Raw genomic sequence first — 17213 nt, 5'->3', positions numbered from 1 at the left:
CGGCGCCGGGGGAGGCGCCCGGTTTGGGGCACCTCCGGGGGCGGGTTTACATTCCCTTGACGGCTTCGACGAAGGCCTTGGCGTCCTCGCCATACTGGCTGTAGAACACGTCGTAGGCTGGGGCGGTGGCGTCGAGGAAGGCGGCCTTTTCGGGCTCTGTCACTTCCATACCGGCCTCTTTCAGTTTGCCCAGAAGCTCGCTGTCCTTGTCCGCCAGCATCTGCATCTGCCAGTTGCCGGCTTCGACGGCGGCGGCGTCCAGCGCGGCGCGGTCATCATCCGATAGGCCCTGGTAGAAGGATTCAGAGACGACGATATAGGCCGAGTTGTAGATGTGGCCGGTCATCGCGAGGTGCTTCTGCACTTCGAAAAGCTTGCCGTCATAGATGTTCTGCAGGGGGTTTTCTTGGCCATCAACGACGCCTTGGCGCAGCGCTGCGTAGAGCTCGGAGAAGGGCATCGGCGTGGGCTGAGCGCCAAGCGCCTTGAAGGTCTCGATTTGGGCCTGGTTTTCCGGGGTGCGGATCTTCAGCCCGTCGACATCCGACGGCGCGGTCACGGCGGTGGCATTGTTGGTGATGTTGCGGAAGCCGTTTTCGACGAAACCGATCAGGCGCAGGCCCTTCGGCGGCAGGGTGGCGACGAGGGAGGCGACGGCCTCGCTGTCCTGCGCGGCGCGGACGTGATCGCGGTCGCGGAAAAGGAAGGGCAGTTCCAGAAGCGCGAGTTTCGGCTCGTAGACGCCGAGCACGCCTGTCACGGTCAGCTCAAGGGTGCCGAGCGTGAGCTGCTCCTGCATCTCGCGTTCGGAGCCAAGCTGGGCGTTGGCGAAGATCTCGACGTCGAACGCGCCGGGGGCTTTCTCTTCCAGCAGTTCGGCCATCTTTTCCATGGCGAGGTGGAAGCTGTGGCTCTCGGTGTGGCCGTGCCCGATCTTGAGATCTACGGCAAGGGCGGGGCTGGAAAGAACGGCAGCCGTGGCGACGCTGGCCAAAAGCCGGCAGGTTACTTGTTTCATAGGATCCTCCTCAGGTGCGCCCCACTCCTCCGGGGCATTCAGTTTGCAAAGACGAGCCGCGGCAGCCACATGACCAGACCGGGCGAATAGGTGACGATGGCGAGCGCGGCGAACAGCGGGACCAGAAAGGGGAGAACGGCGCGCATCAGCCGCTCAATGGGGATGTCGGCCACGTGGGAGGCAACGAAGAGGCTCATTCCCACGGGCGGGGTGGCGACGCCGATCATCAGGTTCAGCACCATGATCGCGCCGAAGTGGACCGGGTCAACGCCGATGGTGACAGCCAGGGGCAGCAGGATCGGCGTCATCAGGATGAGCACCGCACCAGCCTCGATCAGCGCGCCGATCACCAGCAGGCCGACGTTGATCAGCAGCAGGATCATCACCGGGTTCGAGGTGAGCGAGGTGATGCCGTCCACGAAAGCGTCGCCGGCCTTGCTCACGGCGAGCACCCAGGAGAAGCCCGAAACCGTCGAGATGATAAACGTGACGATGGCGGCGGTTGTCATCGTTTCCACGAGGATGCGGGGCAGGTCCCGCACCCGCACGGTTCGATAGACGAGCAGGCTGAGGATAAGCGCGTAGGCGGCCCCGATGGCGCCGGCCTCGGTGGGCGTGAACACGCCGCCGATGATGCCGACGAGTACCACGGCCGGCGTGGCCATTGACAGCGCGGCGCGGCGGAAATGATGCCAGCGCACCGACCACGGCACGCGGGCATCACGGGGAAAACGCTCGCCCCGGCCCATGAATGCAATCATGAGGGAGATGGACAGGGCGAGCAGCAGGCCGGGTATAATGCCTGCCATGAAGAGTTGGCCAACGGAGACCTCGGCAATCGCGCCGTAGAGCACGAAGGGGATCGAGGGCGGGATGATCGGGCCGATGGCGGAGGAGGCTGTGGTCACGGCGGCGGAGAAGCCGGCATCATAGCCCTGGTCTTTCATCGCCTTGATCTCTACCGCGCCGAGCCCGGCGGCATCGGCAACGGCGGAGCCGGACATGCCGGAGAAGATCAGCGAGGCGCCGACATTGGCCTGCGCGAGCCCGGCACGTTTGTGGCCGAGCATCGACCGCATGAAAGCAAAGATCCGGTCCGTGATGCCGCCGGAGTTCATCAGGTTGCCCATCAGGATGAACAGCGGGATGGCGACGAGCACAAAGCTGTCGATCCCCGTTACCATCTTCTGGAACAGGATGATCGCCGGAAACGGGCTGAAGGCGGCAAGGCCGATTGCGACCGAGATGCCGATGCCGATGGCGATGGGGGTGCTGATCAGCGTGAGGACGGCAAACAGTAGGGCGATCGCGAGAATCATGCCGGTTTCTCCGTTTCCCACGTGTCCGTCACGCCGATCAGCTGCGCCAGCGAGTGGTAGGCGATCAGGCAGCCGGAGATCGGCAGGGCGAGGTAGAGCCAGACCTGTGAGATTTGCAGGGCCGGGAAGTAGGTGGGCAGGACCTTCAGGCAGAGCTGGCTGCCGTACCAGATCATCGCGGTGGCGAAGGCCAGCGTGATCAGGCGCACGAAGGTGTTCACTGCGGCGACACCGCCTTCGGGGAGCAGGTCCCGCAGGATTGTTACGCGGATGTGCCGGGCGCGGGCCACTGCGTTTGCGGCGGCGAGAAAGCAACTCCAGACGAAGGCGATGCGGGTGAGCTCCACCCCGGTAACGATAGAGAAATCAAAGACGTAGCGGGAGATAACTGCGATGATCAGCAGGCAGGTGAATCCGCCTGCGATGAGCGCCACCAGTGCATCAGTGACGGCGATCAGCGCCCTTGAGGTCCGCTCTAGCACCGCTGTCATGCGGCAGCCCTTTCCACGATGCGCCCGTAGGCGTTGGCGACAAGCTCTGCCATGTTGCGGCCCATGAAGCCCTGGACGGTGGCCGGGTCGAACAGGGCCGGGTTCTGTGCCAGGCGCTGTTCGGGGTAGCTGGCCCCGGCGAAGGCATCGAACAAGGCGCGGAAGCCGGAGAACTGGAACAGCATGTCGCCATAGGGCGCATCGCTGCCGAGCGCAATGTTGCGGCAGGAGGGATCGCCGGCGGCGGCGTAGGTGATCAGATCACTGACCATGTGAACGTCGCGCTTGGCGCTGAGGATGTAGAAGATATTGGGGTTCTCCAGGCCGGCGGCGCGGGCCGTCTGGTAGGTTTCCTCCGCGACGACGAAATGCGCCCCACCACCGCCCATGTGGACAGCAATGACCGGGTGATCGGGGTGGCGCGCGGCGACACTGACAAGACCTTCTGTCGGGGTGAACTCGGTATCGGCGCCGAAGTGGAAGGCGGGGATCGCGCCCATGGCGACGATTTCGTCGAGCGTCTCCAGCACCATCGGGTCGTCGATCGGGTAGGCGTTCTGCGCCGGGTTCATCTTGACCACGGGCATCGCGAGGGTCTCGACGCAGTGGCGGGCGATGGCGATGGCATTGGCCACGCCGAGCGCCTTCGGATCCGTCCAGCCCGCGGGGATGACGCGCTCGGGGTAGGCGTCGGCCAGCGCAGCAATCGCCTCGTTGGAGTTGCGCAGGGCGTCGGTATTGGTTTCGAGATCGTCGGTGTAGATCACGGTGGAGGGGTTCTGCCAGCAGAGCGCCATATCGAGCCCCGCGAGGTCAAGATTCTCGAGGAATGTACCTGAGAGCAGCGGATGGCCATGGAAGTAGTTCGGGTCTGCGTCCATGCGCGCGGCCATGTCGGCTGGGACAAGCGCGGGGGGCGTTGGGTGGACATCGCCGTCGATTGCCAGCCTGTCCTTGTTGTCTTCGAGGAAGCGGGCTCGGGCCTGCATGCGGGCACGGCTGGCGTTGCTCAGTCTTGGGCCTGTGGTCATAGGCGATCCTCCTGTACCGGAAGATGACAGATGATTGAAAATCACACAAATGATTGATTTTGGCCAAATACATGAATACAATTCAGTGATGTCACGTCGCCTTCCCCCTCTTCGCTCTCTTCAGGCCTTCGAGGCCATTGCCCGCAAGGGGACGGTGATTGCTGCCGCCGAGGAACTTTCGCTGACGCCATCAGCGCTGAGTCACCGACTTCGACGGCTGGAAGAGCACCTTGGGGTGGCGCTGTTTCGGCGCAGCAACCGGCGGCTGGTGCTGTCGGACGCGGGGCGGGAATACCTGCAGTATATCCAGAGCGCTTTCGACCGGATCGAGCGTTCGAGCGACCGGTTGTCCAGCGGCACGGCGAGCGACACGCTGACGGTGCATTGCGCGCCAAGCTTCGCGCCGGGTTGGCTGCTGCCACGGATGGGCGAGTTCATGGCGGAGAACCCCGATATCGAGCTTCGCATTCATGCCTCGCCTTCGCCGGTGGATTTTTTCCGCACCGATACCGACGTGGAGATCCGCTATGGCCATTCCGACTGGGCCGGGCTGAGCGTGGTGCAGCTGATGGAGGACCGGATCCAGCCGCTCTGCGCGCCGGAGGTGCTTGCGCAGGTGGTGGAGTTGCCGGCGCGGGAGCGGCTCGCGGCGGTGCCGCTGATCCTGTCCGAGCGGGCGCCGATCCAGTGGGCGGAGTGGTTCGCGCTAAAAAACATCGCGCCGCTGCCGATCACCGGGCCGCGGTTCGATCGCGGGTTGCTGTCGTTGCAGGCGGCCGAGCTGGGTCTGGGGATTGCGCTGGAGAGCCGGGTCTTTGCCGAGCGGTCGCTGCGGCAGGGTACCTTGGTGCCGGTATTCGACGCGAGCTACGACATGGTGGCGGCGGCGCACACGCTGGTCTATCCGCCGGCCTTCGGGGAGGTGCAGAAAATCACGCGGTTCCGCGCGTGGCTATTGCGCGCGGCAGGAAAGACGGAAGCGGCTTTCGGCTGATGGGGTAGGGCGGGGGAGTGGTGACGTGCTCCCTTGTTTGAACCACCCGGCAAGGGGCTTTCCGGGGCTGAAGCTCAGGGTGCAATTTGCATGTCTGAGCCATTCATCGGCGAGATCGGTGGGTTGTTTCCGAACGCGCTGTGAGGGCGGACAGCGTTGTTATCCCTACACCATTCCTGCCTTTTTTCCGAGTATCGTCATGGCTCATACGCCAGTGTGCGTGTTCACACACTCCGGTGGAAGCTTGCCTATTCAGCTCTCGATGAACGCGTTGTCCGTTGGTTTTTGGGGCCGCCAAAAGTCGAGGACGACATCCTTTTGATAGGCTCTCAAATCGAGGTCGTTGGAGATGAACTCGCTGCCCTGATCGACGCGGATTTCCTTGGGATACGGCCGGCCTGTGATTGTCGTCTCGGACATGCTCCGGTCTTAAAGCACGGCCCTGAAAGAGACCGTTGCCGATCAACTACAAGAAAGCGGCCGCTTCCTCCGCTTTACCGCCACCGCTTGTTGCGGCACCACGTTTGGTCGGCACGCCAGGGGATGCTGCGGCTGCCGCGAACGGCTCTTGTTCACCCGATCGGACGAAGACTGCAGGCTTCATTGAGGTCTTGAACAGGCCCTAGGTTGCCTTCCGAACGCAGTACGCTGCGCTCGGAAGTCGCTCCGAGAGCAGATATTGCCGAAGTTCGGAATAGCCCCGTTCTTCAGATGGTTGGCCTGCTCAGCAGACCTTCGGAGGCTCTGAGCGGCCGTCGATCGAACTGGGCCACACCAACTGCTCCCTTGCCGACTTGCCGTTCATTCGCCGCAGGCGCTGGGTTCGCGGCGAACGCCACCCATCGTCCTGCGAACGTGACGAGGACCGGACATTCGTTTAGTGGCGCGTCAACATCGACTCGGTGAGATATGCTGATTTTTCTCGAAAATGCACTGGTCCTCGTTGGGCGAGCTTTAAGGTGTTGTTGAGATTGCTCGGTATAGATCAATGGTTGAAGCAAGCTCTACCCGCCATCCGGTACATCGGGTATCGCGACAGGCTCGGCGCAAATCGCTTCACGAGCATAGCTCGCTGGTGCAATTTCGTTTCGTTCTTTGCGCAGTACCAAATTTCCCGGACCCAGACAGGATCGTGGTTGGCGTCGATTCCTTTTGGGAAAACCACGGAAATGGCCTGATCGGGCAAAGGTGGCGGCGGATGGCGGCAATCTTTGCGTGAACTAGGGACCCGGAGAAATCTGCGCACATCTCAGAATTAACGCTCCACAGGATGCACATAGCCGGCAACTAGGGCTGTTTGTCCGTCGAGTTCCGGGTCTTCTGGGCCCGATCCCGATATGCGCTCTGGGAGCATACGCGCAGTCACGGCCTGCTGAGCGCAATCCATGTGGTTCAGGTGGAAACCCAGAGATGTCGTGCAATCCGGTGGGCGTCCCTGCCGCAGTTGCTCCCTTGCAACGACACGCGGCTCCGCCCGAGTGCAAGCCCATCCCGCAGGATCTCCTTGCAGGTCACCTGATCCTTGCCATTGTATTGGGCCAGGATCTCAGAGGTCCATGGATCATCTTCGCCACGATTGGCCTGCTCTACGACTGCCGCCTACGCTATTGCAACGCTCAGCCGCCAGGCCTCGCTGGCTTAACGCGACCACGCCTTCGGCCCAGGGTTGATCGCGATCGTGGCCAAGAGTGTCGGGATCAGTGACACCTGTCCGCACTGGCCAGAAGCGACGATCGCCGGTTGGATCCTGTGGGTAATCGCTTCGATTGGTCGTACCGGCAAAAAGTGCATCGGCCAGCTTCACTGATAAAGTCGCTCTCTTCCGCTTTGAGACGCCGCACCACCGAGGAGGAGAGCTGGCCCTGCCCATCCCAGACCAGCCCGTCCAGTCATTTTGTGATGGGATCCCTTTCGGTGGCGACCGCGACAGACCGGATGACAACCGTGAAAACCAAACGGGTCGCGTCCGAGATCCGCCAGAAACGCGCTGAGCGACTGCGTGCCAGGCCACAGTGACATTCGGATGAGGTGTCGTGAAGATCAACGGCGAACGCCACTACCTTTGGCAAGCCGTTGAACAGGAAGGCGAGGTCCTGGAAAGCTTCGTGACGCAGACGCAGGACGAAAGGGCGGCATTGAGATTCATCAAGCAAACAATGCGCCGCTATGGTCGACCGGAGACCATCGTCACTGATTTGCTTCGCTCTTGTGGCACGGCGTTGAAGGAGTTTGGCGTTCCAGTGCTGCAAGAAACCGACCGTTGGCTCAGCAACCGGCGGAGAACTCGCAGCTACCGTTCCTAAGACGAGAATGGGCAATGCAGCGCTTTCGGCGAATGCGAGTTTTGCAACTGTTCGCTGCCGTCCACGCCTCTGTCTTCAACCATTTCAACTCGGAGCGAAGCTTCTACTCGTGGGCCAATATCAAGACGAACGGTGCCGGCGCTCTCGTTGAGTGGCGGCAATTTGGCGTGATGAAAGGAACAGGATCGCCGTCCATTTGGAGACTGGTTCGAATTTGCCTGACAGCACCGAAGTGGGCACAAATGCGACCTGCCGATTGCGTATCTCGGACGGAGAGCATGTCGATGCAAAATGGCTGGCCTCAACCTTCGGTTCCGTTCTTCACAGCGATTTTCCGGCCTGTTGTCGGAACTGTTCGGGTGTTGTCCCAGTCCATCGCAGAAAGGCTCGATTGAACGAACTCGGTTCCTTGAAGCCGAGAAGAAAAGAGATCTCTGCCAGGGGAAGGTTGCAAGCGGTCAGATAGTGCCTGGCGAGTTCCGCGCGGGTCGCATTCAGCAGTTGATTGAAGCTGGTACCTTCCTCGCTCAGCCGCCGTTGCAGTGTGCGCGGTGTCAGGGCAAGCGTCTCGGCGATCTGGGCGGCGCTTGCGGTATCGGCTGGGATCGCGCGCATCAGGGCAACGCGAACGCGACCTGACGTGGAATGGCTCGCCTCAAGCGCTTCGAGATCCTGCTTCAGCTTCGGCTCGAAGGCGCTCCAGATGGCGTCATTTCCGCTGACAAAAACCATATCCGCGTCGCGGCTCGCGAAAATGACCGACACGTCATCGGCCCGCCGGATCGGAGCGCCGATGAAATCCAGATATTGCGGGAGGGAGTGTGGCAGCTCAGGGACCGAGATCTCGACCGGGTTGACAAGAACTCGGGTGCATTTCCGCACCAGGTAGACCCAGAACAGAATCTCGCTCATCAACAGCGCAAGCGGCGGCTGCAAGGTCGGGGGCCATTGCCAAACCAGTCGCAGGCGGGAGGGATCGTCGCCCGCGTCGATGGTGATCGGGCCGGTCAGCGCCTTGTACCGCGCCACCCGCCGCGCCGCCTGGCGCAGATTGTGTGAGCACACTGCTGCGTAGAGCGGGGGCGAGAACACCTCGACGTCAAGCGCCTGTGTCATCAGGAGCGGGATTTCACGATCTCCGCTCGATTCCGCAAGCGCCCGCCAGAACCTGAAATAGCTGTCGGCGTCCAGCGCGGTGGGCAAGTTGTCGAGCAGTGTCGGGGGTAGCTGCGCGGCACGTAGCGTATCGGCAATCGGCAAGCCCATTTCGGACAAGAGAATGCGCCACCCGGGGTTGAGGACGAATTTGTCCGTTCTTTCCTGTTGCATGGCCGGATCATACGCGCGGTCCTGCCCGCCCGGAAGCGTTTCGCACATGCAACCGGTTCCGGTGGCCGACATGTCAGTCCGGCCACCGGAGGTCGAGTCAAAGCCCCATCTGACTGCGGATCAGCGCCAGATAATCGGGGTCGTCCATTGCCTTGCGGGCGGCGATGATCTGTTCGGCATCTTCACCGGCGACATAGCGGAGCTGGTCGCTGCCATCGGTTGCCGCCTGCCAGATCGTCTCGGCCACGGTGATCGGATCGCCCGCACTTTCGCCGCCTGCCGCCATTGCCGCAGTCATGCCAGCGACGAAGTCATCATATTCGGTCAGCGACGGGTCGAGGTTCATGTCGAAGGAGGAGCCGCCGAAATTGGTCTTCATCATTCCCGGCTCGACCAGTTTCACCCTTACCCCGATGGCCGACATCTCGAAGGACAGCGCCTCACTCATCCCCTCCACGGCAAACTTCGAGCCGTGATAGAGCGTGCCAAGTGGGAAGGTGATCTTGCCGCCCATGGACGAGATATTGATGATCGTGCCCGCCCCACGTTCACGGAAATGCGGGATGATCGCCTGCATCACGAGCATCGTGCCGATGACGTTGACCTCATACTGCATCCGCATCTTGTGTTCTGGCGTTGCCTCCAGCAGCCCGTAAGATCCGTAGCCCGCATTGTTCAGCACCACGTCGATCTTGCCGAACCGGTCGATGCCAGCGGCAATGGCGGCCTCGATCGTGTCCTTCTTGGTCACGTCCAGCGTCGTCACCAGCACATTGTCGAGTGCGTTAAGCTCGGCGTCTACGTCGGGCTTCGACCGCACGGTGGCGATCACGTTCCAACCTTTTTGCTGAAAGAAGGTTGCGGTCAGGCGGCCGATGCCGCTGCTGCAGCCGGTGATGAGGATGGTTTCGTTGCTCATTTGAGTTCTCCGGATTTTACTTTGTCGAGGCAGCCTTGTGCGGCCGCGTTCAGAAATCTTTCTTGCGGAAGCTGTCGCGAATAGCCTCCCCCATCAGGCAGGTCAGGTTCCCCCAGGTCGGCTCGACCGCGAAACGCGACATGTTCTCGGCCATGTTGTCGAAGGCCGTCTTGTTGGTGTTCATCATGTGCCCGGCCGACATGAAGTTGGCCTCGATGATCGACTTTTCGACATTCTCGTAGTTCAGTAGATTGCCGAAATTGCCGTGGCCCGAAACGAACGCTTTGCCCTCTTCGTTGCCGCCCCAGGTCAGGTAGGGGCTGAGAAAGATGAAGGGTGGCATGGTGTTGATGGCGATGCCGCCATATTCAATGTCCGTCACGGCCTGTGCCAGAACGTCCTGATGCGCCTGCTTCGTGTCCTCGTCGATCAGGATCGCGCTGCCGAGCGTGCCAAGAAGCTGCGTGTTGCAGAAGTCGACGGCTTTCGGCAGGAATTCGGCGGCCTTGGCGGGCACGTCGAGCGGCACCTCGTCGATGACAAGGGTGAATGCCTCGTGGGTGCAGGCGTAGCTGCCCGGCTCCGCCCCGGTGATGAGCAGCACCTCGCTGTGGGGGTGCCTGCCGCCTTCGGGCCGCAGCACCTTCGCATCTGGATAGGCCGCCTTGAACCCTTCGATCACCTTGTCGGAGCCGGGGTAATAGATGCCGGTGGCGGGCGTGGTTTCCTCCAGCGCCACGGCCAGCGCGTCAAGGAACTCCTGCCGCTGCGGCCAGTGTTTCGAGGTGACGAGGGTCTGGATACGCCCACAGACCGCGCCGCCGTTCAGCTTGGACATCGTGGCGATCTGCACTGCCTGGTGCTCGATCTCCTTCTTCGTCCAGGGGCGATCACCCGGCACGACGATGCAGGGGTTGTTGCCGCCGCATTCAGAGATCAGGGGCGTGTCGGTTGCCGACATGATTGCCTGGGCCGTGCCGGTCCCGCCTGTGAAGTATATCGTGGTCAGGCGCGGATCGACCGTCAGGTCGCGGCCCTGATCCGAGGCGCAGAAACTGAGCGCACCGTGGTCGATCAGCGGTTGCATGATCTTCGCCCAGACGGCATCGGTTTTCTCGTTCAGATGGTGCGGCTTGTGCACTACAGTGCAGTTCTCGAAGAAGATCGCCTTCATCATCTCAAGCGATGAGGAGTAATTGCCGGCCCCCAGAACTGCGATGATCCCGGCGGGCTTGTCCATCGGGTTGACCTGGCGCGGCTCGCCCTTGACCCGGATGCGGTCCTTGCGGTCCGCATAGATCAGCTTGTCCTTGCGGGCCTGCGGGAAGACGTAGATGTCATACAGATCGTTGCCGACCTTCTCGACCTTGACCGGTTGCAGCATCCTGCCTTCGATGATGGCCTCATAAAGGTCCACGGCGGCGGTCACGGTGTTGGCCATCGGCACCACGGTGCCAACCTTGGACACCGGGTCGGAGTAGAGCGGCGTCCCGAGGATGTCGTTCTTCATCCGGCTGTCGGCGGTGGCAAGCTCATCGCCGAACCGCTTCATGTTCTCCCGAACCTCTTCCAGCAGGCGCAGGCGCTCTGCCGGCGGCGTGTCCGCCCATTTCTGCGGATCGAGATGGTCGATGGCTTCCGTGGCTTTCATGATCTTTCCCCTGTATTCTGTGCTTTGGTCCAGTTGGCCTTGATGTTCTGGCCAGGTCCGTCGCGATGAAGCCAATCTATAGGCCGAGGCGCGGCGCTTCATTGGCCGAACGTGCCATTCGATTGGCGGAACGCGCCAACGCCAGAGGACAGGCATTGCCGTAGCGATCTTCGCCGGGGTGCTGGTGATGTCGATGGACACGCGGGAACCCGAGTCCGTCTGGGCCGATACATGGTGTCCGCTTCGTCCGCGTGTACAAGCATGAGGGCCCACACGCCTTGCGCCTAGCGATTGATCGTTGTGCCAGACCGTCCGGACTGGCTCAACCGATTGCAGCAAGCGCCCGCAACCGCAGTATTGTACGAATTTTCGGAATTTGAGCGGCGGTTCCGCCAAGCGTACTGTCGCGCCTGAGCAACCCGGTGGCTTGCATGCTGCTTCGACTAGTGTTTCTGCAAACCGCCAATGCCCCGCGCTCTGAACGACGATGGCTTTCGGGAACAGGCCGTCGGAGCAGTCGGGAAAGTGACGCAATCCGGCGCCGCATGAATACGGGCCGGACCGCATTTTTCTTTGCGAAGCTCCGTGCTTCGCGAACGTTACCCGATGACTCGGTGGGTCAAAGAGTTCCTTCGTTCACTTGCGACTGTACGTTTTGAACAATCCCGTCATTGGTCGACGTACAGCTCCAGCGCGCACGATCCGGGCCGACGCCCAACGTCACCAACGTGCCGGCCTCGGAGAACAGCGATTCCAGCACAACCACATCGGGATTGTTCGTTTGGGCCCGCACGGATTCCTGGCAGGCCTGGTCCGCGACGCTGAGTGTCGCTGGCGGTGTCGAGGTCGCGCCGGTGTCCATCGTCTCGTCACATCCAGCCAGGGTAGCGCCGACAGCAACAAGCGCGCCGATTCTCACGAGGTTATTCATGTCTCATTTCTCCTTTTGCTTGGTCTTTCTGAGTTTACTTTTGGGGCCGTTTCGGCCGGTTTGCCGACTCCCGCCTCTTGCCTTCAAAACGAGAGCTCCGAGAACGGCCACGACAGCCAAAAGGGCAAATGCAAAACCGAGCGGCAGGAAGAGGCTCTCCTGCAATGTGCCATCTTCAGAGATACCGCCATACCAGACGCGCTCGGCGCCAAGACTCAGGGCTGCGGCCATGAACGCGACCAGCGCAATTTGAAGAAGTCTTTTGGGTGTCATTGGAATACCCCGTGAAAATCGCCCTGTGCACCGAACTGACAGCGGAAGGCGCGCGTTGGCTGGTCTCTGAAGGTGCCGACGATAATGTAGCCCTTGCCGATGTTGTTCGGCCAGTCGGTCTTCAGCACATTCGGCAATACACGGAAATGGCCTGCCGCTGCGCCAAGGCAGAAATCCCGCGTGCCGGCAGCCATGCCACCGTTCGCGTTGATCGGTCCGGAATGGTGGTCGCTTTCGGCCTGTTCGTGGCGATAGCTTTTGAAGGCGTCGCGTGAGTGACGGCGCTGCCTTTTGTTGCGGGTATGGTCCGCCGCGATGACACGCCCCCTGGGGGCAATGAGAACAGTGCATCCGTTCTGCCAATGCACCTAGATCTCCCCGGAATCGCGCGCGACAAGTTCAGGAACTCCGCCGGCAGGATTGGGGCGACGAGGCGGGGTGCTGACGTTCGACACATGCGGAGGGCCGGATTCCGTCAGGAACCGAGCTGCGGCCCAGCCGGTGAAATCGCCGCCGGGCGCTTCGACCTCGCAACAGCGTTGCGACCGCTGCACGCAGCCAAGATTGCGCAGGACATAGCCGTCGGGCACTTTCGCCACGACCCGTTTGCTGGTCGAAGGTCCCTTGCGGGTGTTCAGGCGATCACCACGGGACACACCACTCACCCGCCACCAGTCCGGACTGCCGGCCAGGCCATCGGCATAGTCCGGTGTCGGTGTCGGTGGCGGACGTGACGCTGTTGCTCCAACGCTGACCGAAAGCTGGTAGTCTGCTGTCCCGTCACGACGCGCGGCATTGCGATTCAGGGAAGTGGCAATTGTTTAGTCGCCGGACTTGGGAAGAACTCTGTTAAAAAGCGACCCTTCGATTGACCCCGAGAACAGGGCGGTGTCGCCCAGTCCTTTGCCCGGTTGATAGATGTTGAAATAGGCCGACGGATAGCTCGCCGACAGGAACACGCTCATCCGCTGCCCGGATTGCGCCCCCATGAGGTAGCCAACGGATTCCCGGCCGACAATCCGCCGGGAACGGTCGCACCCGTCGCGCCTGCCTGGAACCGAACTCGTTCGGTCCGCGACTGGGCATCGACCGAAAGGGGGGGCACCACGGTATGCGCAGCCGCTAGTGACAATACGATACGTCTCATGTCTGGCCTCCATGGGGAAAGGCAGTCCGGTCCGGCGAACAGCCGGATCAACGGATCGGTTCGCAGGTTTGGGGCTGGTCTTCTGTTTAGGTCAGGGAGGCGCTGTTTCCGTCATCGGATAAGCTCCGGCCGAGGTTCCCGTCGTACCGGCCGTTTCCTTCGTCAGTCAGGCTGCCAAAATCGATGCTGTCGCCGTACTCGAGCCGGACCGAAGGCAGGCTCGTGTCGAAGTTGAATACCGACACAACGTTCGCCTGGTTTTCGCCACAGGCGTATTCCTGAACACGAACAGGTTCTTTCAGCATCCATTCGGCGACAAGCTGGCCCTCGCGACGCGGGTACTCGCCCTCGACACAGGCGCGCAGGTCGTCCGATTTCCAGCATTCATCGCGGCCGGAGATCCAGCCGCGCCGATAGGCGCGAAGTGTGGCGACGTCCTCGTCCGCACCCGCATCCCCCCCCCCCGGCCACCGCGACCGCGGCGGTGAAGCGCTCGGCCAGGCGACGGTCCAGTTCCGCCAACCCGGCGTCGGAACAGATCAGCTTCTCGGCGCTGGACCCGGCCTCGTTGCAATCGAAGGAGAGGTGAACCACGGTGCCGGAGACTATGACCGTTGCTTCGTCGACGGTCTCGTCGGCAGTCTCGGCCGGATGGTCCGCTTCGGCATTCACCGAGGGCGCGACGTAGAACTTCACCTTCCAGCTCCTGGCAGAACTGTCATCGAACTTGCGGCCCGGGGCGTTGGTAAACGCCACGCCAATATCCGCCACGCAATCCGCATAGAGGATAGATCCGTGCCCGGTTTCGGGGATCACCACCGCCTGCGCATTGATGAACTCGCGGATCGCTTCCGCGCCCCATTCCCATGATGTCGGCATGTCCCAATCGCCGCCAATGGCGAGCGTCGGAACATCGCTTGAGAACACCTCCTGAAAACCGTCGCGCGGAACCGGCTCGAACAGATCGCAAATACCAAACTGCCCGACCGCGCCCGACACCGCGACATCCGTGACGATGGGGAACGTGTAGGTGTCGCGCAGAACTGGAAAGCCTTCCATCGAGTTGAAGGGGACTTCCTCCTGGCAGGCATAGACCCACAGATCCACATGGTCCGAGAACCCGGTGGTGGTCAGTTTCACCGAGGCGTTGGAGGTGGGAAAGAACTCGGCATCTCCTCTGGGGACATCGCCTCGACCAGTGCCACGAGGCGATCCTGCGTCGCCCGTCGAAATGCGAGTCAATAAACGCGATCAGCTCAGCGCTCGTCCGCGGACCACTGGCCGGCACGGCGAAACTCCTCGCGAGGACGGCATTTGCTCGCAGGTCGGCGAACAGCGCCTGCGATGCACGGCTCATCTCGCGGTCAAGAAGGGCCACCATCGGCCCGAGATCGCGCCCGCGCCACTGCTTCCAGCAATGCCGGCAGGGTCAGGTCAAGTTGATGTTCGATTTCGAGAACTTCATCCGCATTCGATAGCGCCAGCTCCCCATTCGTTTCGCTTTCCGGATCACTCACCGTCGCGCCGCGCCGGATGTCAGCCGGTTTGTCTTCTTCGAGGACGAAGGACGAGTCGTAGATCATCTCGATCGTCGGCGCCTCGTCCTCGGCACGGGCAAACTCATAGACTATGGCCGGCATGAAGGGCGCAATGCTGATCGGGCTCTTGTGCTCGGCACGTCCGGAGTGCATTGCCGTAACGGCCTGCGGTGGAACAGGCTCGCCATGCGCGACCAGCGTGCCTTCGGTGGCGCGGTTCAAAGTGCCATTCAGAACGCTTCCAAGATCGGGATAGGAAGCGTCGCACACCGGATCGGCGGCGCATTCGGCGACAAGAGCCTCTATGGAGTTGTTCATGGCGGTGTCCAGCGTGTCACAAAGCGGGATCCATGGTGGTGCGACGCCCTTCAGAAATACCGAGCGGACGCCCTGCGACGCGCTGCGCAGTACTTCCATTGCGAGCTGCGTGCCGTCGGAGATGCCGTAGATGTCATAACTATCGTAGCCCTGCGTTTTCATGAGCGCCGAGGTGTCATAGGCGTTCTGCAACGTGTTGTATTTTGACAGATCACGGTCCGAGGCTGGGACTTCGGTTACGCGTGCTCCGAAGATATTGCTAAATTCGCCCAGAACAACATCATCAATCTGCGTATTGATCGTCTCCTGACGGGCTGTATGCACGGCCGACAGACCGGCGGCACTCTGGTCGAAGATAACGATGTCACGCGTTGACCGCCAAGCATCGAAAACACCACCGAATTACGCGATCCCCAAGTGGTTTCCGCTGTCAGGCCCGCCGTGAAGATAAAGAAGAGGGTCTTCGGCGGGCGCGGTAGAGTAGGACTTCAGCACCGTGAACAACAGGTCGACTGTTTGGCCGCTTTCCGTCGCATCATGGTCTTCGGGCAGGGTCGCGCGATACCGGGTAGTCTGCGACGTGTCTCCCTTGGGCAAGGGCTCCAAAATGGTCGACAGGATCGATCGGCTACCCCGTCAAAGCAGCGATGACGGCAAGAATGGCCCGTATTCCATCGTATCTGATTGCGGAAGTGAAACCGCCCCCACATGAGTTCTGACGCATGCTAGGCGGCAACTGGTTCGATACGGTTCGAGTGGGATTGCCGACGGACCGCGACTCGCGACCTTGGCCAGTTATTGCGTCGCTGACCATCCACATCGACCTAAATTGGGTATACACAAGATCGCACAGCTGGTCTTCGAGGGCTGCAATCCGAGCCCAGCCATGACTCTGAGCGCCCGACACAGTAACGATTGGTGTCTTGTCCGAGACGTCAACAGCGCGCAGAGTCCGTCCACTGGGCGGAGCAATAAGCCGGCAGGTGGGGGTGTCTGGCACATTGGGAATTATGCTCTCCAAATAGCTGGCGGATGCCGGGGCCCCTTGGTCCGCGAGGACCGAACGACATCCCTGCCCAGGATTTCTGCTTGATCTGTCGAGACCAGCTTCGAGCCAGCCGAAAACTGTCACCATAGCGGTGTCAGAGCAACTTGGCTTGTTGCGGGGCAGGGGCTGAGTAGCGTCGCCAGATCGCAAAACGTGCCCCATTGAAGGGCTTTTTCAACAGCGCAGCAGTCATCCGCCTGGCGGTGATGCTGTACATCTGGTTCTCTCTGACGCTCCGCAACGTGGAGGACCCGCAGCAAGAGCGCGGGGTTGCCATTGGTCACGGGACAGTCCGGTATCGGTGGCATCGTTTCGGACCGATGTTCGCATCGGAGATCCGAAAGCGCCGGATCTATGGGATGAAATCGAGCCTCTGGCGATGGCATCTGGACGAGATCTTCGTGAAGATCAAAGGCGAGCGGCTCTACCTGTGGCGGGCAGTCGACCACAGGAGCAAGCTTCTGGAGGGCTTCGTCTCAGAGCCGCGGGACGAGAAGGCCGCATTGAAACGCCTCAAGAAAACTCTGCCGTGGTGCGGTCGGCCTGTAGCCAAGGTCACGGACTTGCTTCGGTCTACGACGCTGCCTTGAAGGAAATGAGAGCTGTAGTTCTGCAAGAAACCGGCCGTTGGTTGAGCAATCGGGACGAAAACCCGCACCAGCCGTTCCGGAGGTGGGAACGGGCGATGCAACGGTTCCGGTCATCACGGTGTTTGCAGAGATTTGTCGCCGTCCACGCCTCGAAAAATAGCCATCCAAACCTGAAGCGCAGCCTCTACAGTCGGGTCACCTTCAAAGCCAACATTGCCGCCGCTCTCAACGAGTGGCGCCAACTCTGCTCAGCCCAAAGGACAGCGATCCTGCCTCGCAGAGTTGAGTGCGAATTGGTCTGACACCACCTTGT

General features: G+C 61.4%; 18 protein-coding genes and 3 pseudogenes. 3 read left to right on the top strand and 18 right to left on the bottom strand.

The annotated features are described in order from the left end of the window. Positions 1 to 46 precede the first annotated feature (46 nt). The 4 genes from CLV78_RS16660 to CLV78_RS16645 are packed head-to-tail and all read right to left on the bottom strand — an operon-like array spanning position 47 to position 3859. The gene (locus CLV78_RS16660; protein ID WP_106206078.1) at positions 47 to 1018 is read right to left on the bottom strand and encodes a TRAP transporter substrate-binding protein; all 972 of its coding nucleotides are present in this window, start codon (positions 1016 to 1018) and stop codon (positions 47 to 49) included. Positions 1019 to 1056: 38 nt separating this feature from the next. After that, a complete protein-coding gene (locus CLV78_RS16655; RefSeq protein WP_106206077.1) occupies positions 1057 to 2337 on the bottom strand; it encodes a TRAP transporter large permease in 1281 nt (426 codons plus the stop codon). Then, positions 2334 to 2828, bottom strand: coding sequence for a TRAP transporter small permease (locus CLV78_RS16650; RefSeq protein WP_106206075.1), 495 nt, complete (start codon positions 2826 to 2828; stop codon positions 2334 to 2336). Before CLV78_RS16650 ends, CLV78_RS16655 begins: the two co-directional genes overlap by 4 nt. Beyond that, complete coding sequence (locus tag CLV78_RS16645) at positions 2825 to 3859, bottom strand: amidohydrolase family protein (protein ID WP_106206074.1); 1035 nt, start codon at positions 3857 to 3859, stop codon at positions 2825 to 2827. Before CLV78_RS16645 ends, CLV78_RS16650 begins: the two co-directional genes overlap by 4 nt. A gap of 88 nt (positions 3860 to 3947) precedes the next feature. Here CLV78_RS16645 and CLV78_RS16640 point away from each other — a divergent pair, with 88 nt between their 5' ends. Continuing rightward, on the top strand, positions 3948 to 4853 hold the full coding sequence (locus CLV78_RS16640) for a LysR substrate-binding domain-containing protein (protein ID WP_158263578.1): 906 nt from the start codon (positions 3948 to 3950) through the stop codon (positions 4851 to 4853). A 74-nt stretch (positions 4854 to 4927) separates the two neighbouring features. Here the strand turns inward: CLV78_RS16640 and CLV78_RS24555 are convergent. From CLV78_RS24555 to CLV78_RS24945, 3 genes and pseudogenes are all read right to left on the bottom strand, one after another. Continuing rightward, positions 4928 to 5243: pseudogene (locus tag CLV78_RS24555) on the bottom strand (integrase core domain-containing protein); the annotation flags it as partial. Positions 5244 to 5838: 595 nt separating this feature from the next. Beyond that, positions 5839 to 6099, bottom strand: a complete 261-nt coding sequence (locus tag CLV78_RS24950) for a DUF3299 domain-containing protein (protein ID WP_146136713.1) — start codon at positions 6097 to 6099, stop codon at positions 5839 to 5841. A gap of 315 nt (positions 6100 to 6414) precedes the next feature. After that, on the bottom strand, positions 6415 to 6723 hold the full coding sequence (locus CLV78_RS24945) for a VapE domain-containing protein (protein ID WP_106206071.1): 309 nt from the start codon (positions 6721 to 6723) through the stop codon (positions 6415 to 6417). A 92-nt stretch (positions 6724 to 6815) separates the two neighbouring features. Between CLV78_RS24945 and CLV78_RS24940 the strand changes: the two are divergent. Further along, a pseudogene (locus tag CLV78_RS24940) lies at positions 6816 to 7323 on the top strand (DDE-type integrase/transposase/recombinase); the annotation flags it as partial. A gap of 154 nt (positions 7324 to 7477) precedes the next feature. On the opposite strand, the gene CLV78_RS16620 reads toward CLV78_RS24940, so the two are convergent. From CLV78_RS16620 to CLV78_RS16575, 11 genes are all read right to left on the bottom strand, one after another. Continuing rightward, the gene (locus CLV78_RS16620; protein WP_158263577.1) at positions 7478 to 8533 is read right to left on the bottom strand and encodes an AraC family transcriptional regulator; all 1056 of its coding nucleotides are present in this window, start codon (positions 8531 to 8533) and stop codon (positions 7478 to 7480) included. A gap of 49 nt (positions 8534 to 8582) precedes the next feature. Beyond that, entirely contained in the window at positions 8583 to 9404 is an 822-nt protein-coding gene (locus CLV78_RS16615) for an SDR family oxidoreductase (RefSeq protein ID WP_106206067.1), read from the bottom strand. A 49-nt stretch (positions 9405 to 9453) separates the two neighbouring features. Next, positions 9454 to 11055: an aldehyde dehydrogenase family protein gene (locus CLV78_RS16610; RefSeq protein ID WP_106206066.1), complete on the bottom strand. Its 1602-nt coding sequence runs from the start codon at positions 11053 to 11055 to the stop codon at positions 9454 to 9456. Positions 11056 to 11674: 619 nt separating this feature from the next. Continuing rightward, positions 11675 to 11986, bottom strand: coding sequence for a hypothetical protein (locus tag CLV78_RS16605; protein WP_106206065.1), 312 nt, complete (start codon positions 11984 to 11986; stop codon positions 11675 to 11677). Positions 11987 to 11989: 3 nt separating this feature from the next. After that, positions 11990 to 12259, bottom strand: coding sequence for a DUF3955 domain-containing protein (locus tag CLV78_RS23985; protein WP_106206064.1), 270 nt, complete (start codon positions 12257 to 12259; stop codon positions 11990 to 11992). Further along, on the bottom strand, positions 12256 to 12627 hold the full coding sequence (locus CLV78_RS23980; protein ID WP_106206062.1) for a hypothetical protein: 372 nt from the start codon (positions 12625 to 12627) through the stop codon (positions 12256 to 12258). Before CLV78_RS23980 ends, CLV78_RS23985 begins: the two co-directional genes overlap by 4 nt. Continuing rightward, entirely contained in the window at positions 12628 to 12915 is a 288-nt protein-coding gene (locus CLV78_RS16590) for an SH3 domain-containing protein (RefSeq protein ID WP_146136711.1), read from the bottom strand. Positions 12916 to 13080: 165 nt separating this feature from the next. After that, positions 13081 to 13248, bottom strand: coding sequence for a hypothetical protein (locus CLV78_RS23975; protein ID WP_211301020.1), 168 nt, complete (start codon positions 13246 to 13248; stop codon positions 13081 to 13083). Positions 13249 to 13492: 244 nt separating this feature from the next. Continuing rightward, positions 13493 to 13711: a hypothetical protein gene (locus tag CLV78_RS16585; RefSeq protein ID WP_106206058.1), complete on the bottom strand. Its 219-nt coding sequence runs from the start codon at positions 13709 to 13711 to the stop codon at positions 13493 to 13495. Between the two features lie 79 nt (positions 13712 to 13790). Next, a complete protein-coding gene (locus CLV78_RS16580) occupies positions 13791 to 14546 on the bottom strand; it encodes an alpha/beta hydrolase (protein WP_106206056.1) in 756 nt (251 codons plus the stop codon). 224 nt (positions 14547 to 14770) lie between these two features. After that, complete coding sequence (locus CLV78_RS16575; RefSeq protein WP_106206054.1) at positions 14771 to 15586, bottom strand: hypothetical protein; 816 nt, start codon at positions 15584 to 15586, stop codon at positions 14771 to 14773. An 867-nt stretch (positions 15587 to 16453) separates the two neighbouring features. Between CLV78_RS16575 and CLV78_RS16570 the strand changes: the two are divergent. Beyond that, positions 16454 to 17202, top strand: a pseudogene (locus CLV78_RS16570) (IS6 family transposase). Positions 17203 to 17213: the final 11 nt, after the last annotated feature.

The sequence above is a fragment of the Aliiruegeria haliotis genome (genome assembly GCF_003003255.1).
Taxonomy (GTDB): domain Bacteria; phylum Pseudomonadota; class Alphaproteobacteria; order Rhodobacterales; family Rhodobacteraceae; genus Tropicimonas; species Tropicimonas haliotis.
Note: the sequence above shows the minus strand (reverse complement) of the source record. Positions and strands in the feature narration are given on the sequence as shown.